This window comes from Kitasatospora sp. NBC_01266, from assembly GCF_036242395.1.
In the GTDB taxonomy this organism is placed as follows: domain Bacteria; phylum Actinomycetota; class Actinomycetes; order Streptomycetales; family Streptomycetaceae; genus Kitasatospora.
The window spans coordinates 6,291,164-6,314,683 of sequence record NZ_CP108458.1; the positions used below are offsets into that span (position 1 = coordinate 6,291,164).

General features: G+C 74.6%; 20 protein-coding genes and 1 pseudogene. 15 read left to right on the forward strand and 6 right to left on the reverse strand.

The annotated features are described in order from the left end of the window. Window positions 1-51 precede the first annotated feature (51 nt). From OG403_RS27305 to OG403_RS27345, 9 genes are all read left to right on the forward strand, one after another. A complete protein-coding gene (locus OG403_RS27305; RefSeq protein ID WP_329568833.1) occupies window positions 52-699 on the forward strand; it encodes an NUDIX hydrolase in 648 nt (215 codons plus the stop codon). A gap of 188 nt (window positions 700-887) precedes the next feature. Then, window positions 888-2,666 (forward strand): AAA family ATPase, encoded by a 1,779-nt coding sequence (locus OG403_RS27310; protein ID WP_329568835.1) that lies wholly within the window; start codon window positions 888-890, stop codon window positions 2,664-2,666. Between the two features lie 346 nt (window positions 2,667-3,012). Continuing rightward, window positions 3,013-4,131, forward strand: coding sequence for an alanine dehydrogenase (gene ald / locus OG403_RS27315; protein ID WP_442910996.1), 1,119 nt, complete (start codon window positions 3,013-3,015; stop codon window positions 4,129-4,131). A 327-nt stretch (window positions 4,132-4,458) separates the two neighbouring features. After that, complete coding sequence (locus OG403_RS27320; RefSeq protein WP_442911092.1) at window positions 4,459-5,586, forward strand: ParA family protein; 1,128 nt, start codon at window positions 4,459-4,461, stop codon at window positions 5,584-5,586. 41 nt (window positions 5,587-5,627) lie between these two features. Continuing rightward, window positions 5,628-6,146, forward strand: coding sequence for a hypothetical protein (locus tag OG403_RS27325; RefSeq protein ID WP_329572601.1), 519 nt, complete (start codon window positions 5,628-5,630; stop codon window positions 6,144-6,146). Between the two features lie 29 nt (window positions 6,147-6,175). Next, entirely contained in the window at window positions 6,176-7,102 is a 927-nt protein-coding gene (locus OG403_RS27330) for a segregation and condensation protein A (RefSeq protein ID WP_329568840.1), read from the forward strand. Window positions 7,103-7,385: 283 nt separating this feature from the next. After that, the gene (scpB, locus tag OG403_RS27335; RefSeq protein WP_442911093.1) at window positions 7,386-7,943 is read left to right on the forward strand and encodes an SMC-Scp complex subunit ScpB; all 558 of its coding nucleotides are present in this window, start codon (window positions 7,386-7,388) and stop codon (window positions 7,941-7,943) included. 82 nt (window positions 7,944-8,025) lie between these two features. After that, a complete protein-coding gene (locus OG403_RS27340) occupies window positions 8,026-9,405 on the forward strand; it encodes a pseudouridine synthase (protein WP_329568844.1) in 1,380 nt (459 codons plus the stop codon). Window positions 9,406-9,600: 195 nt separating this feature from the next. Then, window positions 9,601-10,581, forward strand: a complete 981-nt coding sequence (locus tag OG403_RS27345) for a helix-turn-helix domain-containing protein (protein ID WP_329568846.1) — start codon at window positions 9,601-9,603, stop codon at window positions 10,579-10,581. 20 nt (window positions 10,582-10,601) lie between these two features. Here OG403_RS27345 and OG403_RS27350 read toward each other — a convergent pair whose 3' ends face one another. The 4 genes and pseudogenes from OG403_RS27350 to OG403_RS36765 form a co-directional block, all read right to left on the reverse strand. After that, window positions 10,602-10,964, reverse strand: a complete 363-nt coding sequence (locus tag OG403_RS27350) for a DUF952 domain-containing protein (RefSeq protein ID WP_329568848.1) — start codon at window positions 10,962-10,964, stop codon at window positions 10,602-10,604. Window positions 10,965-11,017: 53 nt separating this feature from the next. Further along, complete coding sequence (locus OG403_RS27355; RefSeq protein WP_329568850.1) at window positions 11,018-12,616, reverse strand: mucoidy inhibitor MuiA family protein; 1,599 nt, start codon at window positions 12,614-12,616, stop codon at window positions 11,018-11,020. A 5-nt stretch (window positions 12,617-12,621) separates the two neighbouring features. Continuing rightward, a complete protein-coding gene (locus OG403_RS27360) occupies window positions 12,622-14,256 on the reverse strand; it encodes a DUF4139 domain-containing protein (protein ID WP_442911094.1) in 1,635 nt (544 codons plus the stop codon). Next, window positions 14,233-14,691 (reverse strand): annotated as a pseudogene (locus OG403_RS36765) (DUF4140 domain-containing protein); the annotation flags it as partial. The gene OG403_RS27360 and the pseudogene OG403_RS36765, both read right to left, overlap by 24 nt. A 119-nt stretch (window positions 14,692-14,810) precedes the next feature. Between OG403_RS36765 and OG403_RS27365 the strand changes: the two are divergent. From OG403_RS27365 to der, 3 genes are all read left to right on the forward strand, one after another. Next, window positions 14,811-15,941 (forward strand): prephenate dehydrogenase, encoded by a 1,131-nt coding sequence (locus tag OG403_RS27365; protein WP_442910997.1) that lies wholly within the window; start codon window positions 14,811-14,813, stop codon window positions 15,939-15,941. A 175-nt stretch (window positions 15,942-16,116) separates the two neighbouring features. Continuing rightward, window positions 16,117-16,833, forward strand: a complete 717-nt coding sequence (cmk, locus tag OG403_RS27370) for a (d)CMP kinase (RefSeq protein ID WP_329568856.1) — start codon at window positions 16,117-16,119, stop codon at window positions 16,831-16,833. Window positions 16,834-16,960: 127 nt separating this feature from the next. After that, entirely contained in the window at window positions 16,961-18,406 is a 1,446-nt protein-coding gene (gene der, locus OG403_RS27375; protein ID WP_329568858.1) for a ribosome biogenesis GTPase Der, read from the forward strand. Between the two features lie 156 nt (window positions 18,407-18,562). On the opposite strand, the gene OG403_RS27380 is transcribed toward der, so the two are convergent. Both OG403_RS27380 and OG403_RS27385 read right to left on the reverse strand, forming a co-directional pair. Then, on the reverse strand, window positions 18,563-19,126 hold the full coding sequence (locus OG403_RS27380; RefSeq protein WP_329568860.1) for a hypothetical protein: 564 nt from the start codon (window positions 19,124-19,126) through the stop codon (window positions 18,563-18,565). A gap of 256 nt (window positions 19,127-19,382) precedes the next feature. Then, window positions 19,383-20,441, reverse strand: coding sequence for a hypothetical protein (locus OG403_RS27385; protein ID WP_329572603.1), 1,059 nt, complete (start codon window positions 20,439-20,441; stop codon window positions 19,383-19,385). A gap of 621 nt (window positions 20,442-21,062) precedes the next feature. Here OG403_RS27385 and OG403_RS27390 point away from each other — a divergent pair. From OG403_RS27390 to OG403_RS27400, 3 genes are all read left to right on the forward strand, one after another. Beyond that, window positions 21,063-21,818 (forward strand): transglycosylase family protein, encoded by a 756-nt coding sequence (locus tag OG403_RS27390; protein ID WP_329568862.1) that lies wholly within the window; start codon window positions 21,063-21,065, stop codon window positions 21,816-21,818. Between the two features lie 230 nt (window positions 21,819-22,048). Continuing rightward, window positions 22,049-22,498 carry a transglycosylase family protein gene (locus tag OG403_RS27395; RefSeq protein WP_329568864.1) on the forward strand — a complete coding sequence of 150 codons (450 nt, stop codon included), beginning with the start codon at window positions 22,049-22,051 and terminating at the stop codon, window positions 22,496-22,498. A gap of 103 nt (window positions 22,499-22,601) precedes the next feature. After that, window positions 22,602-23,519, forward strand: a complete 918-nt coding sequence (locus OG403_RS27400; RefSeq protein ID WP_329568866.1) for a ribokinase — start codon at window positions 22,602-22,604, stop codon at window positions 23,517-23,519. The last annotated feature ends 1 nt before the right edge of the window (window position 23,520 follow it).

A 23,520-nucleotide genomic window follows, 5' to 3' on the forward strand; every position in this document is an offset into this window, starting at 1 on the left:
CCGCCGTTCGGCGTTAGATTGTGTCGTACTGACGAGAAGGGGAGATCGCTGATGATCGAGCAGAGCGGGGCCGAGCGGATTCGCGACGAGGCGGAGCAGTGGGAGGTGCGGTCCAGCGTGACGCCCTTCCAGGGGCGGGTCACCGGGGTGCGCACCGACGAGGTGCTGATGCCGGACGGCGGCTACCAGCGGCGCGACTACCAGACCCACCCGGGTTCGGTCGCGGTGCTCGCGCTGGACGACCGGCAGCGGGTGCTGCTGGTGCGCCAGTACCGGCACCCGGTGCGCCAGCGGCTCTGGGAGCTGCCGGCCGGACTGCTGGACGTGCCGGGTGAGAACCCGCTGCACGCCGCGCAGCGCGAGCTGTACGAGGAGGCGTACTGCAAGGCGGAGACCTGGCGGGTGCTGGTCGACTTCTACACCTCGCCCGGCGGCACCGACGAGGCGCTGCGGCTCTTCCTGGCCACCGACCTGGCCGAGGCCCAGGGGGAGAAGTTCGAGGCGCACGGCGAGGAGCTGGAGATCCAGACCGCCCGGGTGCCGCTGGCCGAACTGGTCGAGCTGGTGCTGGCGGGCGAACTGCACAACCCCACGCTGGTCACCGGCACCCTCGCGCTGCACGCCGCGCTGACCGGCGCCGGCCCGGCGGCCCTGCGCCCGGCCGACTCGCCGTGGCCGGCCCGCCCGTTCAAGGAGTAGCCGGGCGGCGGCCCCAGGCCGGTCGCCCGGAGCAGCCGACTGAACAGAGTGGGCGACCAACAGGGTGATTTGCCACTTGGTCATACCGATGTTCCCTCGGTCGGCCGCCCTGGGCGAACTACGCTTCGCTGACGGGAAGCTGGGCGACTGGGTCGGGAGTGGCGCAGGTGGCGAGGAAGACGGCGACGATGGACGCACGCCCGGCCCCCGAAGGGCCGGTGGCCGGTCTGCCGTCGGGCCCCGAGCCGTTCGCCGGCCGGGCCGCCGAACTGGCCGCGCTGCGCGCCGAGGCCCGTCGCTCGCCCGGCGACAGCTGCCGGGTGCTGGTGGTCACCGGCCGGCCGGGCGCCGGGCGCACCGTGCTGGCCCGGCGGTTCGCCCGTTCGCTGGCCGGTGAGTACCAGGTGCTGGCCGACCGGCTGACCGGGCCGGACGGGACGGCCGAGGCGCCCGGTGCGGTCGCCCGGCGGCTGCTCGCGGCCCTCGACCTGCCCTGTGACACGCTGCCCCCGGCGGCGCCCGAGGAGGCGGACCCGGCCTGCGCGCGGCTGCGCGAGGCGCTGACCGGCCGGGCCACCCTGCTGCTGCTCGACGATGTCGCGGACGCCGCCCAGCTGCGCCCGCTGCTGCCGGACGAGCCGCGCTGCCTGGTGGTGGCCGCCACCACCGGGCCGCTCACCGCGCTGGCCGACCGGTTCCGGGTCGACCCGGTGATCCTGCGCGGCCTGGACGAGGCCGCCGCCGTGGAACTGCTCACCGCGCTGGTCGGCGGCACCCGGATCAGCTGCGACCCGGTCGGCGCGGCCGCGCTCGCCGAGGCCTGCGCCGGGCGTCCGGCCCCGCTGCGGCTGATGGCGCACTGGCTGCGGGCACACCCGAAGGCCGCGGTTCCGGCCGCTGCCGCCGCGCTGCGCGAGGCCGGTGGCGAGGTGCTGTCGGCTGCCTTCGCGCTGCGTTACCGGGCGCTGCCGGTCGCCCAGGCACGGCTGCTGCGGATGCTCACCCTGGCCCCCGCCGGCCGGGCCGACCCGCGCACCGCCTCCGCGCTGGCGGGCTGCCCGGCGCCGGAGGCCGCCGCCGGGCTGCGCGCGCTGGCGGAGGGGGAGCTGATCGAGGAGCACGCGCCAGGGCTCGACGGCACGCCGCGCTACCAGGTGCCGGGCCGTTTCTACGGCGAGCTGGTCGCGCTGCGCGACCGGCTGGACCGGCCCGGCGAGGTGCAGCTGGCCCGGGCCCGGCTGCTGGAGCGGCTGGTCCGCCTGGTCGACTCGGCCCGCGCGCTGCTCGAACCCGGCCGGTCGGCGCCCGACCCGCTGCCCGGACCGCTGCGGCTGCGCACCGCCGGGCACGCTCGTGGCTGGCTGCTCGGTGAGCGCGAGCTGCTGCTGTCGGCGGGCGAGCAGGCGGTCGCCCAGGGAGACCTGGACGGCTCGGCCGCCCGGCTGGTCGGCGCGCTGCTGCGGACGCTGCCGTCGGCCGGCCCGCTGCGGCCCGCCGACGCCTACCGGCTGCACCGGCTGGTGCTGACCTGTGCCGAGCGGCAGGGTGCGCCCCGGCGGGCCGCCGCCGCGCTGCTCAACCTGGCCGAGCTGCGGGCCGCGGCCGGCCAGTGGCGGGCGGCGGCCGAGCACTACCGCGCCGCCCATGTGCACAGCCGGGCCCCGCTGGACGAGGCGGTCGCCGCACGGGCGCTGGAGGGCGTGGCCGAGTGCCACCGGGCGCTCGGTGACGCGGTGCGCGCCGCTGACAGCTACGGCCGGGCGTTGGCGCTGCGCCGGGGCCTGGACGAGCCCGCCGCCCAGGCCCGGCTGCTGGCCCGGATCGGCGAGGCACACGCGGCCCAGCGCCGTTTCGCCGAGGCGGAGCGCGAGTACCGGGCGGCTCTGGCGCTGCTGCGCAGGCTCGGGGACGAGCGCGGCACGGCGGCGGTGGCGGCGACGCTGGAGCGGCTCGCGGCGGGTGGTTGAGCGGTTCGGGGGCGGTTCGGAGGCGCTTCGGGGGTGCTTCGGGGCGGCTCGGCGAGGTGAACGTCCGATGGCCGACCGGTGGTGTTGCGGTAGCCCTTGTGTGGGATGGGAAGTTTGCCGGTAGTGAGGTGGTTTGCCAGGAAAGATCCAGAGCAAGCCTACGAATCTGCCAATGTCCCGGCATTATTTAGTCACTTTGGAAGGCTGGCGGATTCGCTGGGCTTCATTACACTCGACTTAGTCGCGCAGTGCAGCGTGCCCCGGCCGGGCCGGAGGTCTGTCTGCGCGGGCACCCGCCGGTCTTCCCCCGGTTGGGACTCCCATGGCAAGAGGGACGTGTTTAACCGTGACCAAGGTCGGCATCCCCCGCGAGGTCAAGAACCACGAGTACCGCGTGGCCATCACGCCCGCCGGCGTGCATGAGCTGGTCCGCAACGGACACGAGGTCTTCATCGAGGATGGCGCCGGTGTCGGCTCGTCCATCCCGAACGAGGAGTACGTGGCCGCCGGCGCGACCATCCTCCCCACCGCCGACGAGGTGTGGGCCACCGCTGACCTGCTGCTGAAGGTCAAGGAGCCGATCGCGCAGGAGTACCACCGCCTGCGCAAGGGGCAGACCCTCTTCACCTACCTGCACCTGGCCGCCGACAAGGCCGGCACCGACGCGCTGGTCGCCTCCGGCACCACCGCGATCGCGTACGAGACCGTGCAGCTGGCCAACGGCGCGCTGCCGCTGCTCGCCCCGATGTCCGAGGTCGCGGGCCGGCTCGCCCCGCAGGTCGGCTCCTACCACCTGATGCGCCCGGCCGGCGGCCGCGGCGTGCTGCCCGGTGGCGTGCCCGGCACCCACTCGGCCAAGGCCGTCGTCATCGGCGGTGGCGTCTCCGGCTGGCACGCGGCCACCATCGCGATCGGCATGGGCTACGAGGTGACCCTGCTGGACCGCGACATCAACAAGCTGCGCGAGGCCGACCGGATCTTCGGCACCAAGATCAAGGCCATCATGTCCAACAGCTTCGAGCTGGAGAAGGCCGTGATCGAGGCCGACCTGGTGATCGGCGCGGTGCTGATCCCGGGCGCCAAGGCCCCCAAGCTGGTCACCAACGAGCTGGTCTCCCGGATGAAGCCGGGCTCGGTGCTGGTCGACATCGCCATCGACCAGGGCGGCTGCTTCGAGGACTCGCACGCCACCACGCACGCCGAGCCGACCTTCGAGGTCCACAACTCGGTCTTCTACTGCGTGGCCAACATGCCGGGCGCCGTCCCCAACACCTCCACCTACGCGCTGACCAACGCGACGCTGCCGTACGTCGTCGAGCTGGCCAACCGCGGTTGGAAGGAGGCGCTGAAGCGCGACGCCGCGCTGGCCAAGGGCCTGAATGTGCACGAGGGTCAGATCACCTACGCGGCCGTCGCCGAGGCCTTCGGTCTGCCCTCCATCTCCCTGGAGAGCGTGCTCGCCTGACGATTCGCCAGGAGCGCGCGACAGGCGCGTCACCAGTGTCGATGGCCCCTGGCCGGCGGTAGCCGACCGGGGGCTTCGGCATGCCTCGATGCGCCGTCAACGCGCTGAGAGGCGGGTCACCCGCCCCTTGACAGAACCCGGTCGGGTAGCCGACACATCGGGCCCACTACCGTGGATTGTGTTGCTGCGAACGCCCGAAACGGCCTAGAGTCGCAAACCGTCGGCATGGTGTCAGGCTGACGAATCGACATAATGCCCTGGATGCCCAAGGAGGTAAGACGACTTGTGAATGAGTCGACATTTGCTCCCGGGGGTGGTCAGCCAGGACTGGCGGAGCGTGTCTCCGGACAGCCGACCGACGACACCGGGGCCGCACTTTCCACGGTCGGAGCCAGTGAGATCGGCACGGTCGCCGTACGCACCTTCGAGGCCCGGCAGGCCGCCGGCCAGGCGGCCACCCGGACCGCGATCTACGAGGCCGACCTGCCCGGGCAGGGCCTCGGCTACGCGGAGTTCGCCTACGGCTCCTACGACGACCCGGACGCCGAGTACGAGCCGGACCCGGAGTACGCCGCCACGCTGGCCCCCGACGCGGCCCGTCAGCGCCGCGAGCGGATCGGTCCCACCGGCCGCCCGCTGCCGTACTTCCCGATCCCCGCGCCGCTGGCCGAGCACGGCCCCGCGCAGATCATCGCGATGTGCAACCAGAAGGGCGGCGTCGGCAAGACCACCTCGACCATCAACCTGGGCGCCGCGCTGGCCGAGTACGGCCGCCGGGTGCTGCTGGTCGACTTCGACCCGCAGGGCGCGCTCTCGGTGGGTCTCGGGGTCAACCCGATGGAACTGGACGTCACCGTCTACAACCTGCTGATGGAGCGGGGGCTGACGGCGGACGACGTGCTGCTGAAGACCGCCATCCCCGGCATGGACCTGCTGCCCTCCAACATCGACCTGTCGGCCGCCGAGGTGCAGCTGGTCAGCGAGGTGGCCCGGGAGTCGGCGCTGGCCCGCGCGCTCAAGCCGCTGCTGCCGGACTACGACTACGTGATCATCGACTGCCAGCCCTCGCTCGGTCTGCTGACGGTCAACGCGCTCACCGCCGCGCACAGCGTCATCGTGCCGCTGGAGTGCGAGTTCTTCGCGCTGCGCGGGGTGGCGCTGCTCACCGAGACGATCGAGAAGGTCTGCGAGCGGCTCAACCCCGAGCTGCGCCTGGACGGCATCCTGGCCACCATGTACGACTCGCGCACCGTGCACAGCCGCGAGGTGCTGGCCCGGGTGGTCGAGGCCTTCGGTGACCACGTCTTCCACACCGTGATCGGACGCACCGTCAGGTTCCCCGAGACCACCGTGGCCGGCGAGCCGATCACCACGTACGCGACCAACTCGGTGGGCGCCGCCGCCTACCGCCAGCTCGCCAGGGAGGTGCTCGACCGGTGCCGCCCCGTCGAGTGAGCCTTCCGGGGGCCGACGAGCTGTTCCGCACCACCGGGGGGATGGCGCTGTCGCCCTCCCTGGCCAGCCGCTCCGCCGCCGAGCCGGCGGAGGGTGGCAGCGGTGCCCAGCAGCCTGACACGGCCTCGGCTGACGCTCCCTCGGGTGCTCCCGGCGAGGCCGGCCCGGCCGTCGCCCGGCCGCGGGTCGAGCGGGCCCCGCAGGGCACCGCGCCGACCGGTACCGGCACCGTCGCGCCGGCCCGCACCGCGCCGCCCGCCGCACCCGGCGCTCCGGCCCAGGGCGAGGAGCAGGGCGCGGACAGCGCCGCCCGGCGCCGTCCGCGCGGGCGTGCGCCCCGGCGGCCCAGCGGGCGCGAGCGGCACGACGAGAAGATCACCGTGTACGTCTCCGCCGAGGAGCTGATGGACCTGGAGCACGCGCGCCTGGTGCTGCGCGGCGAGCACGGCCTCGCGGTGGACCGCGGCCGGGTGGTGCGGGAGGCCATCGCGGTCGTCCTGGCCGACCTGGAGCAACGGGGTGAGGCCAGCATCCTGGTCCGGCGGTTGCGCGGCCGTTGAGCGCGGTCGGCGTGTGAAGATGGACCGTCATGGCCAGCACCTCCCCGGACCCCGTCGAAACCGTCGCGGAACCCGCCGCAGCACCGGTCGCGGCGCCCGCCGCTGACCTGGCGCGTGGCCCGTTCCAGGTGCGGCTGGCCAACTTCGAGGGCCCGTTCGACCTGCTGCTCGGACTGATCGCCAAGCACAAGCTGGACGTCACCGAGGTCGCCCTCGCGCAGGTCACCGACGAGTTCATGGCCCACCTGCGGGCCATGGGCCCCGACTGGGACCTGGACGCGACCACCGAGTTCCTGGTCGTCGCGGCCACCCTGCTCGACCTCAAGGCGGCCCGGCTGCTGCCCGCCGCCGAGGTCGAGGACGAGGAGGACCTGGCCCTGCTGGAGGCCCGCGACCTGCTCTTCGCCCGGCTGCTGCAGTACCGGGCCTACAAGCGGGTGGCGGCCGTGTTCGAGCAGCGCTGGGCCGATGAGCAGCGCCGCCGGCCGCGCACCGTCGGCCTGGAGCCGCAGCACGCCGAGCTGCTGCCCGAGGTGGTGATCCACGTCGGGCTGGAGCGCTTCGCGCAGCTGGCCGCGAAGGCGATGACGCCCAAGCCGAAGCCGGTCGTCTACGTGGACCACATCCACACCCCGCCGGTCAGCGTGCGCGAGCAGGCCGCGCTGGTGGCGGCCTACCTGACCGCGCACGGCCGGGCGCCGTTCGGTGACCTGGTCGCGGACGCCGGGGACACGCTGGTGGTGGTGGCGCGGTTCCTGGCGCTGCTGGAGCTGTACCGGGAGCGCGCGCTGGCCTTCGAGCAGCCCGAGCCGCTGGGGGAGCTGATGGTGTGTTGGGTGGCCGATCCGCAGCGGTCGGTGATCGAGGTGACCGACGAGTTCGACGGCGGGCCGGTGCCCGGGGCTGACGGGGGACCTGGTCGAGGAGAAGGAGTCGAGGATGAGCGGGACCGCTGAGGGGCCGGGGCCGCTGAGCTCCGGCGGTGCGCGGCCGGCCCGCCGCGCCCTGGGGGTGCCGGGCCAGGCCCGCGAGGACGAGTGGCTGGAGCCGGCCCATCCCTGGGAGGCCGACCCCGAGGAGGCGCAGGCCGGGCCCGCCACGGCCGTGCTGCCCCCGCAGGCCGTCCCGGCGGATCCGGCGGACCTGCCGGATCCGGCGACGGCTGAGGCCGCTCCCGAGGACGAGGGGCCGCCCGAGCTCCCCGGGATCGGGCTGCGGGCCGGCCTGGAGGCGGTGCTGATGGTGGCCGACGAGCCGCTGGCCGAGTCGCGCCTGGCGCAGGTGGTGGACCGGCCACGGCCCGAGGTGGCGGCGGCGCTGCGGGAGTTGGCGGCGGAGTACACCGCGCAGGAGCGCGGATTCGAGCTGCGGCTGGTGGCCGGCGGCTGGCGGTTCTACAGCGCGGCGGCCTGCGCCCCGGTGGTGGACCGGTACGTGCTGGACGGTCAGCAGGCCCGGCTCACCCAGGCCGCGCTGGAGACGCTCGCGGTGGTCGCCTACCGGCAGCCGGTGTCCCGATCACGGGTATCGGCGGTCCGTGGTGTGAACTGTGACGGCGTGATGCGTACCCTGGTACAGCGAGGGCTGGTGGAAGAGACCGGCTCCGAGCCCGAAACAGGTGCGATCCTGTATCGGACGACGAACTACTTCCTGGAACGGATGGGGCTGCGCGGCCTGGATGAGCTGCCGGAGCTCGCGCCTTTCCTGCCCGAGGTCGACGACGTGGAAGCGGAGTCCCTCGAAGGCACGGAGATCGCGAACGCGGTCGCCGCCGCGAGCGCACGGGAAGTGCAGTGAGGTCGGCCGGCACGACCCTCCCTCCTCGCCCGGCGCCGGGTAGGAGGGGCCCAGCCCGATGGAATCGACGTACGGACATTTGATGCGTAGCAGTAGCAGTGGTAACGGCAGGAACAGCAGCGGCGGCGGTGGCCGCGGCGGCTACAGCGGTGGCGGTAGCGGGCGGGGCGGCAGCAGCAGCGGCGGTGGCCGGGGGACCGGCGGCGGCAGCAGGAGCGGCGGCGGTGGCGGCGGCTACGGCGGCGGGAGCAGCCGGGGCGGCAGCAGCAGCAGCGGCGGGAGCAGCCGGGGTGGCAGCAGCGGTGGCGGCTACAGCGGTGGCGGCAGCGGCCGGGGTGGCAGCAGCGGTGGCGGCTACAGCGGTGGCGGCAGCGGCCGGGGTGGCAGCAGCGGTGGCGGCTACAGCGGCGGCGGGAGCGGCCGGGGTGGCAGCAGCGGTGGCGGCAGTGGCTGGAGCAGCGGCAGCGGCCGCAGCCGTGGCGACCGCGACGAGCGTCGTGAGCCCCGTCCCGAGGAGCGCCGCTACGACCGTCCCGAGTACGGCGGCGGCCCGAACGCCACCCCCGCCCGTGGCGGCTTCGCCGGCCGTCGCCCCGGTCCCGCGCCGCGCCCGCGCCGCGACGGCCAGGGTGCCCCGGGCGACCCGCGGCGTCAGCCGCAGCGTTCGCGTGAGCTGCAGGCCAAGATCGAGGACGCGGTGCTGCGCCGCCACGACGGCCCCGGCAGCGTGGTCGGCAACGAGGAGGGCGAGCGCCTGCAGAAGGTGCTGGCCCGGGCCGGCATGGGCAGCCGTCGGGCCTGCGAGGAGCTGATCGAGCAGGGCCGGGTCGAGGTCAACGGCATGCGGGTCACCGAGCAGGGCAAGCGGGTCGACCCCGAGAACGACGAGATCAAGGTGGACGGCCTGACCGTCGCCACCCAGTCGTACCTGTTCTTCGCGCTCAACAAGCCGGCCGGCGTCGTCTCCACCATGGAGGACCCGGACGGTCGTCAGTGCCTGGGCGACTACGTGACCAACCGGGAGACCCGGCTGTTCCACGTGGGCCGGCTGGACACCGAGACCGAGGGCATCATCCTGCTCACCAACCACGGCGAGCTGGCCCACCGGCTGACCCACCCGCGCTACGGCGTCACCAAGACCTACCTGGCCGCGATCCAGGGCCCGATCCCGCGTGACCTGGGCAAGCAGCTGGCCCAGGGCATCGAGCTGGAGGACGGCTTCGCCCGCGCCGACAGCTTCAAGGTGGTCTCCAACGTCGGCAAGAACTACCTGGTCGAGGTCACCCTGCACGAGGGCCGCAAGCACATCGTGCGCCGGATGCTCTCCGAGGCGGGTTTCCCGGTGGAGAAGCTGGTGCGCACCCACTTCGGCCCGATCGCGCTGGGCGACCAGAAGTCGGGCTGGCTGCGCCGGCTGACCAACCCCGAGGTGGGGCAGCTGATGCGCGAGGTCGGCCTGTAGCACGGGCTCCGATCCCGAGGCGGACCGAAAAAACGGCGGGGCCGCGCACCGAGCGGGTGCGCGGCCCCGCCGTTTCGGTCCGGCGCGGCTGCTTCGACGGGGTCGGCTTGTCAAGGGAGTCGTCCTTGGCACAAGATGGCCACGAGAAAATCACTCGCCATTTGGCGTGAAACCGCCACACGGGGGAGGCGCGTCATGTTTGACGCTTTCAGCGCACTCGGGCTGACCGACATCGACGGCCAGATCTACGTCGCGCTGGTGGCCGCCCCGCAGTCCACCGCCGCCGAACTGGCCGACCGCTGCGGTCTGAGCGTCCAGCTGAGCGGCAAGGCGCTCAGCAGGCTGGCCCAGCAGGGCATGGCCACCCGCGCCCCGGTCGACCGCGAGCGCTATCTCGCGGTGGCGCCGGATGTCGCGATCGGGACCCTGATCGGCCATCGCGAGGCCGAACTGCGCAGTGCGCGGGCCGAGATGCACCGGCTGATGGACACCTTCCGGGAGGCCTCCCGGTTCACCGACCCGGCCCGCTCGGTCGAGGTGCTGACCGGCAGCGAGGCGATCAACCAGCGGATCGAGCACCTGCAGGAGAGCAGCCTGCAGCAGGTCCGCACCTTCGACTGCCCGCCGTACGTGCGCGACCCGGCCGTCAACCTCACCCAGCAGCGCCGGCGGCTCAAGGAGGGCGTGCGCTTCCGGGGGATCTACGATCGGGAGGCGGTGGCCTGGCCGGGCCGGCTGGAGAACGAGATCCTGGTCGGTGTCGAGGACGGGGAGGAGGCCCGGGTGCGGACCACCCTCCCGATGAAGATGATCATGTCGGATGACCGGATGGCGATCATCCCGATCAGCGTCGGCGACAGCGTGCTGGACGCCGCCTACGTGATCCACCCGTCCGCCCTGCTGCAGGCGCTGGACGGGCTCTTCGAGGCCGAGTGGGACCGGGCGGTGCCGCTGCAGGCCGCGCTCGGCACCGAGCCCGGCTCGCGCGAGCCGGAGGCCGACCAGCGCAAGATGCTCGGGCTGCTCGCGGCCGGCCTGACCGACGAGTCGATCGCCCGCTCGCTGGGCTGGAGCGCCCGCACCACCCAGCGGCGCCTGCAGGCGCTGATGCGGGAGCTGGGCGCCAGCACCCGGTTCCAGGCCGGCATGGCGGCCCGCGAGCGGGGCTGGCTGTAGGACCGACGGGTCCGAGCGGGTCAGCTCCAGGGGATCATGCGCGCCCAGTGGCCGTCCGGGTCGCGCTCCAGCTTCTCCAGGCCCTTCACCGCAGCCCGGTTCAGCCGACCGTAGATGTGCGGGAAGAGCACCTCCGGCGCGACCCCGGGCGGACGCTCGCCGCTCGGCGCCTCCCAGCGGACCATCGGTTCGACCTCGTCCGGATCGATCAGCAGGGCCATCAGCGGATCCGGCGCCTGGGCGAAGAAGCGGTTGGCGATGGCCAGGGCGGTGGGCTCATCCGGGGAGCAGTGGATGAACCCGTCCGTCAGCAGCGAGGTGGCGCTGTACGGCCGACCGGGATCGCGGAGCCAGTCGTCCAGCGGAGCGAGGTGCAGGATCATAGCTCTGTTGTACCGGAACGCCCGGTCCTGGGGCGTGCAGGCCCAGGGTCGGATCAGGTCAGCCCGGCCACCTTGGCCGAAGCCGTCACCTCGTAGACCAGGGTGACGGTCCGTCGGCTGCTCGGCGGCAGCGACAGCTCCCAGCGCACCACGCCCTCGGCGTCCAGCTCGGTCGGCGGCGGGTCGCAGGCCTCCTTGCGCAGCCGGACCTCGACCGCCGAGACCTCGGAGACCGGGATCCGCTCGCGCAGGGTGAGCCTGCGCGAGCCCTGCTCGCCCGGGGCGGAGAGCCGCGAGACGTGCACCCGCACGGTGCGGGTCAGCACGGTGCGCTGGCCCAGGCCGGCCAGGCCGGAGCTGCCCTTGGACTCCTCGGACTCCCGGATCAGCCGGAGCTCGTCCGAGCCGGGGAAGGCCAGCCGGGCGGCGGCGCCGGCCGCGGTGAAGCGCAGCTCGCCGCGGCCGACGAAGCCGCTGTCGCGGACCAGCTCGACCGGGCCGGCCAGCAGCGGGTGGGCGGCCGGGTTGTGGAACGTCACCACCTCGCTGACCAGCGGTGACAGCTCGGGGGCCGCGACCAGCTCGGCGCCGGCCGGCACCGTGAAGCCGGTCAGCGGGATGCGGTGCGCCCGGCCGTCGCCCGGCAGGTCGGCCGGGTCGGGGGCGGTGAGCACCCGGACCTCGCCGCCGTCGTCCACGCCCGGCAGCTCGCCGGTGGTGTCGGCCGGTCCGCTGTCCGGGCCCAGGGTGCTGATCTCCTCCTCGCGCAGCTCCACCTCCACGGTGCGCCGCTCCGCGCCGCTCAGCTCACGCAGCGTCAGCCGGTCCTCGTGCAGCAGCGGGGGCTCGCCGGCCAGCGCCGAGCGGGCGGTCGACAGGGTCAGCCGCACCCCGGACCAGTCCTCGCCGGTGGCCTGCCAGACCATCGCGTCCGACTCCAGGCGCAGCTGCCCGTCGGCGAGCACCGCCCGGTAGGCGGGGCGCCAGAGCGCGCACGGCGTCAGGTGGCGGACCGTCAGGGTGGCGGGTCCGGCCTGCTCGGCCAGCACCGTCAGGTCGAGGTGGGCGGTGAGCCCGGGCGGCTCGGCCTCGGCGGCCCACAGCACCTGCAGCGCGGCGTGCTGCTGGTCGGTCAGCTCGGCCAGCTCCGCCCGCAGCGCCCGCAGCGCTTCGGCGTGGGTGTCCTGCTCGGCCGCCACCCGGTCCAGTTCGCGCGACCAGCGGACCGGCTCGGCCTCACCCAGCCCGGTGCCCTCGCCGATCTCGCGCAGCAGGTCGGTGGTCAGCTGGTCGAGCAGCGCCAGCCGGGTGGTCAGCCGCTGGACGCGCTGCTCGCCGGTGCGCAGCGCCGTCTCCAGCTCGTGCAGGCGGTGCCGCAGGGGCGAGTCGTCGGCGCCGGGCGGGCCGACCGGGCGCGGGGTCCAGGCGCGGGTGATCCGGGCGGCGAGCACCTCGGCGGTGCCCGAGGCGGCGGTCAGCCCGGTGCGCAGCGTGTGGGCGACGGCGAGCGGGCTGACCGGGCCCAGCCGCAGCCGCTGCGAGCCGGCCGCCAGGGTGAGGGTGGTGCCGCGCTCGACGTGGGCGCGGTCCTCCAGGCAGGTGACGGCGGTGACCGGCAGCGGGAGGACGGACAGGGGAGGGGTGGACGCCATGGTGCTCAGCTCCTTCGGTTGCCGCCGGTCAGGGCCTTGCCGGCCGGGACGCGGATCTCGTAGCCGCCGGTCAGGGCGGCCCGGCCGTTCGGGGGCAGCTCGACCCGCCAGAGCCGGGTGCCCTGGGGGTGGACCTGGTCCGGAGTGTCCGGCGCCGACCAGGCCGGGGTACCCGGGCGGTCCTCGATCCTGATGTCGCGATCGCCGGTCACCGGGATCCGCTCGCGGACCTCGACGGTGACCGGGTGCGCCAGCCGGTTGGCCAGCTCCAGGTGGATCCGCTCGGTCACCACCGTGGTGGAGCCGCGCAGCCCGGCCGTGGACTCCTGGGTCTCGGTGCGGCGGGTGACCCGCACGCTCTCCGCCACGCCCAGGCCGATCCGCCGGGTGGCGCCGGGGGCGAGCGTGGGCAGCGCGGTGGTGAGCAGGAACGCGTCGTCCACCGCAACCTCCAGCGGCCCGGCGAGCAGCGCCCGCTCGGAGCTGTTGCCGAGCAGCAGGGTCGCGTAGACGGACTGCTCGACGGCCGGCACGCAGACGTACTCCGGGCGCAGCGTGACCGGCAGCTCGCCGAGGCCGACGGTGTGCCAGGCGCCGTCGGAGGGCAGGTCGACCCGGGACGCGGCGTCGAAGCGCTGGTCGAAGGAGCCGGCCGACTGCCGGGGCGGCACGGCGTGCGGCAGCTGGGTCGCGCCGGGCGGGGCGACCGGTGGCACGGCCGGGGCGGGGGCGGCGGGGTGCAGCCGGCCGCGCCGGGCGGGCGGGTCGGTGGGGCCGGCCAGAGTCAGCCGCGCGTAGTCGAGCAGGTCGGCGCCGGGGTGTGGGGGCCGGGGCACGGGCGGCGGGGGCGGCGGGGGTGCCGGCTGGGCGGCGCCGTAGGACGGCGCGGGCGGGGGTCCGCCGGCGGGTGCGGGGCCTCGCGGCGGGCCGCTGGGGGAGGCTGCCGCGGCCCGCTTGTGCCGGGGGGCCATGGCGCGTGCCGGTACCGGTGCCGGTGTGGGGGCCGGGCCGGCCAGCGGGAAGTCGTCGTCGGAGCGGACGGAGCCGGCCACGGTGTAGGCCACCGCGGCGGGGGCGGCGGCCGGTCGCGGCGGCGGCCCGGCGCTGTCGTGGTCGGCGAACAGCTCGCCCAGCCCGCGCGGCGGCTCGCGCCAGCCGGAGGGCGCGGGCGCCGGCTGGCGGCGGCCGATCCGGATCGAGCGCAGCTCGGGCAGCTCGGCGGGGCGCTGCAGGTCGGCGGTGGAGAGGGTGAGCCGGACGTCGGTCCAGTCCTCGCCGGTGCGCTGGGCGACGGCCGCGCGCAGGGTCAGGGTGCCGCTGTCGGCGCCCTGGCGGTGGTTCAGCTGGTAGGCCGGCACCCAGCGGGCGGCGGCGGTCCGGTACTCCAGCTCGACGGTGACCGGTTCGGTGGGCGCCGGCCGGTCGGGGTCGTCCGGCGTCAGGGTGACCAGCGCCAGCAGGCGGGTCCCGATCGGCGTGCCGGGCTCGGCGGTGGAGGCGGCGGCCAGCCGGGCGGCGATCAGCTCACGCTCGCGGACCGCGTGCCGCAGCTGCTCGCCGACCTCCTCGGCCTGGGCGTGCAGGGCGCCGAGCCGCTCGTCCACGAAGCCGGCGAGGGTGAGCAGGGCGTCGGCGGGCACCCGCTGGTGCGGGTCGCCGGCCCGGCTCCTGGGCGGCAGCGGCCGCAGCTCGGCGGTCTGGGCGATCCTGGCCGCCAACTGCCGCTCCCGCAGCCGGAGCGCGGCCTCGGCCCGCTCGGCCCCGGCGAGCTCCTGGCGCAGTTCGGGCAGCCGCTCCGGCTCGGTCAGCCGGGCCTCGGTCGCCCGGCGGACCTCGGTGACCCGCCAGCCCGCCGGGCCGTCCGGCAGGGTGGCGCGCAGCGAGCCCGGCTCCACGGTGGGCGGCAGGCCGGTGAGCCGCAGCCGGATCGGACCCGGGCCCGCGGGGTCGGCCGCCGGCGTGCCGCGGGCCACCCGGCGGCAGACGGCGCCGACCGCGTGCACCGCCACGGAGTCCAGGGTGGTGGGCCAGGTTGTCGCGGGTGTTGACGTGTCGTCAGCCGCCTGATCCGTCATCGTGCTCCTCTTCGCGCGCCGCCTCGTCGCCCATCGGTGGCCCAGTCTGCCCGGCGCGGCTGACACTGTCGCGGGTTTTGTCCGGCCCGGCGGGGCGGCGGCCCGGTGGGTGCGGGAGGATGTGGGGGCACCCGAACCCCGGAACGCAGGAGAGCAGCAGCACCATGCGCAATGTCGCCGTCGTCGGCACCGGTCTGATCGGCACGTCCGCCGCGCTCGCGCTGACCGGGCGGGGGATAACGGTGTATCTCTCCGACGCCGACCCCGACGCCGCCCGCACCGCCGCCTCGCTCGGCGCCGGGACCACCGAGGAGCCGCCGGGGCCGGTGGACCTGGCGATCGTGGCCGTGCCGCCCGCGCTGGTCGGCAAGGTGCTGGCCGACTGCCAGCGGCGCGAGCTGGCCCGCTGCTACACCGACGTGGCCAGCGTGAAGGCCGGCCCGCGCGCCGAGATCGCCGCGCTGGGCTGCGACACCGTCCACTACATCGGCGGCCACCCGATGGCCGGCCGTGAGCAGTCCGGGCCGCTGGCCGCCCGCGCCGACCTGTTCGAGGGCCGGCCCTGGGTGCTCACGCCCACCCACGACACCGGGACCGAGACGCTCAACGCGGTGCTCGAGCTGGTCGCGCTCTGCGGCGCGATGCCGGTGGTGATGGACGCCGCCGCGCACGACCGCGCGGTCGCGCTCGTCTCGCACACCCCGCAGCTGCTCTCCTCGCTGGTCGCCGCCCGGCTGGAGCACGCCGACGACACCGCGGTGCGGCTGGCCGGGCAGGGCGTGCGCGACGTCACCCGGATCGCGGCCTCGGATCCCCGGATGTGGCTGGACATCCTCTCGGCCAACGCCGGGATGGTCGCCGACATCCTGGAGGAGCTCGCCACCGATCTGGGCACCACGGTCGCCGCGCTGCGCGCGCTGGAGACCGGCGACGAGGCCGGGCGGCGCGCGGGCACCGCCGACATCGAGGCCGTGATGCGCCGCGGCAACCACGGCCAGGCCCGGATCCCCGGCAAGCACGGTGCGCCGCCCACCCGCTACGAGACCGTGGTGGTGGCGATCGGCGACCAGCCGGGCGAGCTGGGCCGGCTGTTCCGCGAGGCGGCCAGGGCCGGGGTCAACATCGAGGACGTGGCGATCGACCACTCGGCCGGTCAGCGGGTCGGTCTGGTGCAGCTCCAGGTGGAGCCGGACGCGGCGCGGCGGCTGGAGAGCGCGCTGAGCGAGCGCGGCTGGGACGTCCGGGACTGACCGGACTCGGTGCGGCCGGGTTCCGTCCCCGTGCCCGTCCCCGGGCCTGGAGACGGGCACGGGGAGGGGACTGGGGACGGCCGGACCGGGCGGGAGTCGACCCGGTCGGGCCAGTGGCGGCGGTCGTCTAACCTTGAGGTATCTCCCCCGGGTGTACGAGTAGAGAGGTTCCCCTGTGGACACTGCCGACCGAGCGCACGCCCCGGTCGTCGTCGCCATCGACGGACCCTCCGGCTCCGGCAAGTCGACCGTCTCCCGCGCGGTGGCGGCCCGGCTGGGCCTCAGCTTCCTCGACACCGGCGCCATGTACCGGGCGATGACCTGGTGGATGCTGGCCAACGAGGTGGACGTGACGGACCAGGACGCGGTGGCCATCGCCTGCGCCAAGCCCGTGATCGTCTCCGGGACCGACGCCGACGGCCCGACCATCACGGTCGACGGCCAGGACGTCTCCGGCCCGATCCGCGGCCCCGAGGTGACCGCGCAGGTCAGCGCGGTGGCCGCGGTTCCGCAGGTGCGCGCCCGACTGGTGGAGCTGCAGCGCGGCTGCGCCGAGCTGGCCCCGCGCGGCATCGTCGCCGAGGGCCGGGACATGGGCACCGTGGTCTTCCCGGGGGCCACCGCCAAGATCTTCCTGACCGCCTCCGAGGCCGCCCGGGCCGAGCGGCGGGCCGCCGAGCTGCGCGCCAAGGGCGTGGACGAGGCGACCATCCTCGCGATGGCGGCCGACCTCGGCCGCCGCGACGCCGCCGACTCCTCGCGGGCCACCGCTCCGCTGGCCCAGGCCGAGGACGCGGTGCTGGTGGACACCAGTGACCTGACGCTCGAGCAGGTGATCGACACCATTGCCGAGTTGGTGGAGCAGCGGGCCGGACACCTGACGGCCGCCTGAGCACGGTCCGGGTCCGCCCGGACGCGAGCTCTCCAGATGTGATTTTTTCGCGCTGCCCGGACGTCCGCGTCCGGGCAGGTACGCACGGCGGCCCTGATCGGGGCGCCGGGAAATGGAACAGACGAAGATGAGCAACGAACATCTCGCGGGTCACGGCGAGCTGGACGACTCCGAGTACGCCGAGTTCATGGCGCTGGCCGAGGGCGAGGGCTTCGAGGACGGGGACTTCGACCTCGAGGCCGGCCAGCACGTCCCGCTGCCGGTGCTGGCCGTGGTCGGTCGGCCGAACGTCGGCAAGTCGACCCTGGTCAACCGGTTCATCGGCCGCCGCGAGGCGGTCGTCGAGGACAAGCCCGGCGTCACCCGCGACCGGGTGACCTACGAGGCGACCTGGAACGGGCGCCGGTTCAAGGTGGTCGACACCGGCGGCTGGGAGATCGACGTCCTGGGCATCGACGCCCTGGTCGCCGCGCAGGCCGAGCTGGGCATCGAGACCGCGGACGCGGTGCTCTTCGTGGTGGACGCCACGGTCGGTGCCACCGACACCGACGAGGCCCTGATCCGGCTGATCCGCCGGGCCGGCAAGCCGACCGTGCTCTGCGCCAACAAGGTCGACGGTCCCTCGACCGAGGCCGAGGCCGCCTACCTCTGGTCGCTCGGCCTGGGCGAGCCCTACCCCGTCTCCGCGCTGCACGGCCGCGGCTCCGGCGATCTGCTGGACGCCGTGATGGCCGCGCTGCCCGAGGCACCCCCGCAGACCTTCGGCACCGCGCTCGGCGGCCCGCGCCGGGTGGCGCTGATCGGCCGGCCCAACGTCGGCAAGTCCAGCCTGCTCAACCGGGTGGCCGGCGAGGAGCGGGTGGTGGTCAACGAGCAGGCCGGCACCACCCGTGACCCGGTCGACGAGATGATCGAACTGGGCGGCAAGACCTGGAAGTTCGTCGACACCGCCGGTATCCGCCGCCGGGTCCACCTGACCGCCGGCGCCGACTTCTACGCCTCGCTGCGCACCTCCGCCGCGCTGGAGAAGGCCGAGGTCGCGGTCGTCCTGGTCGACGCCAGCGAGACGCTGGCCGAGCAGGACACCCGGATCATCTCGATGGCCGTCGAGGCCGGTCGAGCGGTGGTCATCGCCTACAACAAGTGGGACCAGCTGGACGAGGAGCGCCGCTACTACCTGGAGCGCGAGATCGAGAAGGATCTCGTCCAGGTGCAGTGGGCGCCCCGGGTCAACGTCTCGGCGAAGACCGGCCGGCACATGGAGAAGCTGGTCCCGGCGATCGAGACCGCGCTGGCGGGCTGGGAGACTCGGATCTCGACCGCCCGGCTGAACGCCTTCCTCGGCGAGCTGGTGGCCGCCCACCCGCACCCGGTCCGGGGCGGCAAGCAGCCCCGAATCCTCTTCGGGACCCAGGCCGGCACCCGCCCGCCGCGTTTCGTGCTGTTCGCCTCCGGGTTCCTGGAGGCCGGCTACCGGCGGTTCGTCGAGCGCCGGCTGCGCGAGGAGTTCGGGTTCGTCGGGACGCCGATCTCGATCTCGGTGCGGGTGCGGGAGAAGCGCAAGCGCAAGTAGCGGGGACGGAGGGGATGGGTGGCGGTCGGCGCCTGTCCCCTCCCGTCGCGGTCTGTCACAGCAGAGCGGTCCGGTGGCTGGGAGCCACCGGACCGCTCTGCTGTTGTCGGCTGACGGTTGGCCGGGTGCCGATGGCCGGTCAGTACTGATGCCCGGTCAGCTGCGGCCCGGGGGCAGCGAGAGCAGGTTGCCCCGGTGCCGGCCCGGGGCGGCCGGGCCGGGCACGGCGGGGCTCGGCAGCACCGGGCCGGGCGCGGCCGGGACCAGGTAGCCGGCGGCCACCCAGCCCTGGCCACCCGTCGCCTGCTGCTGCGGCTGGGGATAAGGGGACGCCTGGTACTGGTGCTGCGCGAGGTGCTGCTGGTGGGGCAGGTGCTGCTGGGTGGGGTGCTGTTGCGTCGCGTGCTGCTGCGTCGCGTGCTGGGGCGCCTGCTGGGCGGGGACGAACTGCGGCGCCCCCGGCAGCTGGCCGGTGTAGCCGGCGAAGGGCTGCTGCTGCGCCGGCGCCCCGTACCCGTCGCGCCCGTTGCGGTAGTCGTCACCCCCGCCACCCCCGTACGGGCGGTCGCGGACGGCGAAGCCGGTGAACCGCATGTCCTCCTCGCCGGTGCGGTCGCCGGGCAGGGCGCGGAAGAGCCGGCGGTATTCGGAGTACAGCTCGTCGTAGATCGGCGTGGGGGTGGGGGCGACTGGATGACCTCCGTCGTACGACGGCCTCATTGCCGGGATCCCTCGGGTGGCAGTGGTCTGGCGGAAGGCTGAGGTCACGTCGTAGCTGTACACGTAGGGCCCAACGAGCCAGTTCCGCTGGGGATGCGGGTGGCGTCGGGCGGGGCGGGGCCGGACGTGGTGGCCGGGGGCGGGTCGGCGTGAGGTGGGGCGGGAGGCGGCGGGTGGGGCGCCCCCGCCGGGGCGCGCCGGGCGAGCCGGCCGGGTGCGCGCGCTCCCGGTCGGCTCGTGGTCTGCCGGGCCGGGCTCAGGTGCCGGCCAGCGGCAGGGCGGCGGCGACCAGCAGGCCCTGCGCGGCCGCCCGGTCGAGGGCGGCGCGCAGCAGGTCCTCGCGAGGCTGGCGGCCGATGCTGCCGGCCGGTGCGGCGTACATGATCACCTCGGACCGGCGGGCCGCCGCGAGCCGCCACGCGTCGGTGACGGCGAGCGGCGCGTGCGCCTGCCACCAGGCGCTGTTGCCGACCGGGGACGGCTGCAGGATCGAGTGCAGCCGGCCCATGGCCACCAGGACCGACCAGCCCGCCAGCCGGGCCGGTGGCTTGTCCATGTCGGTGATCGGGGTGAAGCCGTGCTCGCCGAGCAGCGGGAGGAACTCGTCCGTTCCGGTCAGCTGGCCCGGCCGGCCGACCGGTCCGGTCGGCTCGACCACGATGGCGGCGTGCCCGGTGTCCCCGCAGAGCACCAGGCCGCAGGTGACGCTGAGGACGGCCGGCTCGCCCGCGGCCGGCACCCGGGCGCCCGGGTCGACCGGGCGCGGGGCCACGGCGAGGGCCGGGGCGGGTGCGGGTGCGGTGGGCGCGGGTGCCGGGGGGTACGCGGGGGCGGCGGGCGCCGCCGGGGTGGGGGCGAGCGGGAGGCCGAGTGCGTCGAGCAGGTACTCGTCGGTCGGGTACGGGTCGGCCGGGTACGCGTCGGCCGGGTAAGCGCCGGCCTGGTATGCGCCGGTCGGGTACGGGTCGGCCGGGTACGCGGCTTGGCCCGGGAATCCGGCGTGGCCGGTGTCGGGCGGGCCGGCCTGGGTGGGGAGCCCGCTGCCCTGGGCCTGGCTGATGCTGCGGACCGCGTCCAGCAGCTGCTCCTCGGAGACCGGGACGACCTGGGAGGGGATGCATCGCGCGTGGGCGAAAGCCAGCACCGCGGTCTCCTCGCCGACGAAGAGCACCGTGCTGGTTCGTTCGTGCAGCGAGTCGCCCGGCGTTCGGCAGGAGGTGCAGTCATAGGTGTCAGGGGCGTGGGCCCCGCCCAGCAGACGGTCGGCCTCGTCGTCGCCGATCTCGGCGCGGACCTCGTCGCTGACCTCGAGCATGCGCGGCAACAGGACTCCTCAGGTGTCGTCGGCTGGACGCCGTTCTCCTTGGCCGGGCGACGTGGTGGCCCCGGCGCGGCGCGGGCGGGCCCGGCCGCCATTACCAACGGGCTGCTGTGGTCGGAGTCACGGGTTGGGGGTCGGAGTGTCGCTTTTTTCCATCGCGCCGATTACGAATGGTGTCTATGCGGTCACAATCTGTCGATGATGTGCGCAGGCTCACAGGCAGTGAAATGTGACCGGTGTCACGTGTACAGAAGGTTTGAGTCGCTCAAAACGTACCAAAGCGGACATTTGATCTTTCAAGCACTTGATCGTTACTGGGGGTAACAGCTGGCTGACCTGGGGGAATCCTGAGCGCCCCGGGAACTGGTTGATTCCGGACAGTCCCGACCCCTAGCTTCATCCCCGGTGCAACGAGCACCACCCGGGCTCACCCCCGACGCACCCCACCAGGTGCCCGTCGTCCGACAGCTCGAACAAGTCGGCGGCGCGAGGGAGTGGCCGGGGCGGCGCGGTACGTCGGACACGTACTCGGCCGCCCAAGGACGCGGCGCGCGAATTCGGCCCGATCGAGGGTCTGGTTCCGCATGCCCGCCCGGGGCAGTCGAGAGGGATTCCATGACTTTCCGTAACGAGAACGCCGCTGCCACCACCACCGCCACCAAGCGCAACCGCGTGCGGCTGGCTGTCGTCCTGGGCGGGGCGGTCGCCGTCCTCCCGGTGGCGGGCCTCGTCACGGCCACCACGGCCTCCGCCGCCTCCACCTCGACCTGGGACGCGGTCGCCCAGTGCGAGAGCACCGGTAACTGGAGCATCAACTCGGGCAACGGCTTCTACGGCGGCCTGCAGTTCACCTCCTCGACCTGGGCCGCGTTCGGCGGTACCCAGTACGCGCCGCAGGCCAACCTCGCCACCAAGGCGCAGCAGATCGCCGTCGCCGAGAAGGTGCTGGCCGCCCAGGGCCCCGGCGCCTGGCCGGTCTGCTCGGTCAAGGCCGGCCTGACCGCCGGTGGCGCCCCCGCCGTCGTCGACACCTCCGCCCCGGCCCCCGCCCCCGCTGTCCCGGCCCCGGCCCCGGCGCAGAAGCAGGCTCCGGTGCAGCAGCAGGCCCCGACCCAGGCCCCCGCCCCGAAGGCGCCGGCCCAGAAGCAGGCCCCGGTGCAGCAGCCGGCTCCGACCCAGCAGCCGAAGCCGGCCGCCAAGGGCTACAAGTCCGCGAACACCGGTGGCACCTACACCGTCAAGAGCGGCGACACGCTGAGCGACATCGCCGCCGCGCACGGCACCGACTGGCAGTCGCTGTACCAGAAGAACGCTCAGGTCATCGGCGCCGACGCCAACCTGATCATGCCTGGCCAGGTGCTCTCCTTCTGACGCATCGCCTGCTGATCGCCTGCTGATCGCCGGTTGATCTCCTGCCGACGTCACGCGCCTCGCGTGTGGTCCGCAGCGCTGGTGTGCCGTTGACCGCCGTCCCTGTTGGGGCGGCGGTCAACGGCGTTCCGCGTCGGGGGTGCGCTGGTTCGGCGGTGCCGGTGCTCTGATGGCGTAGCGGGGCTCGGGCCCGCTCGCGGGCGGGGGAGCGGCTCGTGGACAGTCGGAGGATGCGTGGAATCAAGCCTCGAATAGCCGGGCTGCTCTGCGGCGCCGTCCTCGTGCTGGCCGGCGGTCCGGCGCTCGCCCCAGGGTCCGACTCTGGTTCCGGGCCTGGCGTCGGCCCTGGTTCCGGGGGTGGCTCCGGGGGCGGGGTCGGCGCTGGGGTCGGCGCCGGGGGTGGGCAGGCCGGCGGGCTCGCCCCGGTCGCCGATGCGACCTGGGACCAGATCGCCGACTGCGAGAGCGACGGTGACTGGGCCGCCGACACCGGCAACGGCTACTACGGCGGGCTGCAGATCTGGCCGCCGACCTGGCGGGAGGCGGGTGGTCTGCGCTACGCGAGTCGGCCGGACCGGGCCGACCGGCGGCAGCAGATCACGGTGGCTCAGGAGATCCTGCGTCAGCAGGGCTGGCAGGCCTGGGCCGAGTGTGCGCGTGAGGTCGGTCTGCTGCCCTGAGGTCCGGCTTGGGTTGGTCGGGCGGGCCTGGGGGTGGGCATGGGCTGGTCGGGGCCTGGCCGGGGTTGGTCGGGCCGCCGTGTGCGAGTGGGAAGCTGGTGGGGTGGACTTGGGCACCGGTACGGACATCGTTGTGGTGGGCAGCGTCAACCTCGACCAGGTGATCGAGGTGGGCACCCTGCCCGTGCCGGGGGAAACCGTCCAGGGCGGTCCGATCATCCGACTCGGCGGTGGCAAGGGAGCCAACCAGGCCGTCGCGGCAGCCCGGCTGGGCCGGTCCGTCGCCTTCGTCGGAGCCGTCGGGACCGACGCCGACAGTGCCGAGCTGCGCCGCGAGCTGGCCGCCGAGGGCGTCGACGTCAGCCGGCTGGCCGCCGTGGACGGGCCGCCCGGTCACGCCGTCGTGCTGGTCGACCGGCAGGCGGAGAACTGCGTGGTGGTCTCACCCGGTGCCAACAGCGCACTCGACGCCGGGTCGGTGCGGGCCGCCGGGGCGCTGCTCGAGTCGGCCCCGGTGGTGCTCGCCCAACTGGAGATCCCGATGCCGCCCGTGCTGGCCGCCGCCCGGCTGGCGCGTGGCACGTTCGTCCTCAACCCGGCTCCGGTGCCCGCGGCGGGCCTGCCCACCGAGCTCTGGCCGCTGGTCGACGTGCTGGTGCCCAACCGGACCGAGCTGGCCCGGCTCTGCGGCGTCCCCGACAGCGCGGTGCGTGACGCCGCCGAGGTGGCGCGGCTGGCCGCCGGACTGCCCTGCCCGCGCGTGGTGGTCACGCTGGGTGCCGACGGCGCGCTGGTCCGCGAGAACGGGCGCTGCGAGCTGGTCGCCGCGCCGGCGGTGCGCGCCGTTGACACCACCGGAGCCGGCGACACCTTCTGCGGGGCGCTGGCGGTCGGCTTGGCGGAGGGCCTGGCCCTGGTCGAGGCGGCCCGGTTCGCCGTCCGGGCCGCCGCGCTGAGCGTCGAGCGGACCGGCGCCCGGACCGCGATGCCCACCCGGGCCCGGCTGGCGGGGGAGCGGTGAG

What these genes read in the sequence shown, in the direction of transcription:
- OG403_RS27305 (WP_329568833.1), top strand. Translation starts at nt 52, where the DNA reads ATGATCGAGCAGAGCGGGGCCGAGCGGATTCGCGACGAGGCGGAGCAG.
- OG403_RS27310 (WP_329568835.1), top strand. Translation starts at nt 888, where the DNA reads ATGGACGCACGCCCGGCCCCCGAAGGGCCGGTGGCCGGTCTGCCGTCG.
- OG403_RS27325 (WP_329572601.1), top strand. Translation starts at nt 5,628, where the DNA reads ATGGCGCTGTCGCCCTCCCTGGCCAGCCGCTCCGCCGCCGAGCCGGCG.
- OG403_RS27330 (WP_329568840.1), top strand. Translation starts at nt 6,176, where the DNA reads ATGGCCAGCACCTCCCCGGACCCCGTCGAAACCGTCGCGGAACCCGCC.
- scpB (WP_442911093.1), top strand. Translation starts at nt 7,386, where the DNA reads ATGGTGGCCGACGAGCCGCTGGCCGAGTCGCGCCTGGCGCAGGTGGTG.
- OG403_RS27340 (WP_329568844.1), top strand. Translation starts at nt 8,026, where the DNA reads ATGCGTAGCAGTAGCAGTGGTAACGGCAGGAACAGCAGCGGCGGCGGT.
- OG403_RS27345 (WP_329568846.1), top strand. Translation starts at nt 9,601, where the DNA reads ATGTTTGACGCTTTCAGCGCACTCGGGCTGACCGACATCGACGGCCAG.
- OG403_RS27350 (WP_329568848.1), bottom strand. Translation starts at nt 10,964, where the DNA reads ATGATCCTGCACCTCGCTCCGCTGGACGACTGGCTCCGCGATCCCGGT.
- OG403_RS27355 (WP_329568850.1), bottom strand. Translation starts at nt 12,616, where the DNA reads ATGGCGTCCACCCCTCCCCTGTCCGTCCTCCCGCTGCCGGTCACCGCC.
- OG403_RS27365 (WP_442910997.1), top strand. Translation starts at nt 14,811, where the DNA reads ATGTGGGGGCACCCGAACCCCGGAACGCAGGAGAGCAGCAGCACCATG.
- der (WP_329568858.1), top strand. Translation starts at nt 16,961, where the DNA reads ATGAGCAACGAACATCTCGCGGGTCACGGCGAGCTGGACGACTCCGAG.
- OG403_RS27380 (WP_329568860.1), bottom strand. Translation starts at nt 19,126, where the DNA reads ATGAGGCCGTCGTACGACGGAGGTCATCCAGTCGCCCCCACCCCCACG.
- OG403_RS27385 (WP_329572603.1), bottom strand. Translation starts at nt 20,441, where the DNA reads ATGCTCGAGGTCAGCGACGAGGTCCGCGCCGAGATCGGCGACGACGAG.
- OG403_RS27390 (WP_329568862.1), top strand. Translation starts at nt 21,063, where the DNA reads ATGACTTTCCGTAACGAGAACGCCGCTGCCACCACCACCGCCACCAAG.
- OG403_RS27395 (WP_329568864.1), top strand. Translation starts at nt 22,049, where the DNA reads ATGCGTGGAATCAAGCCTCGAATAGCCGGGCTGCTCTGCGGCGCCGTC.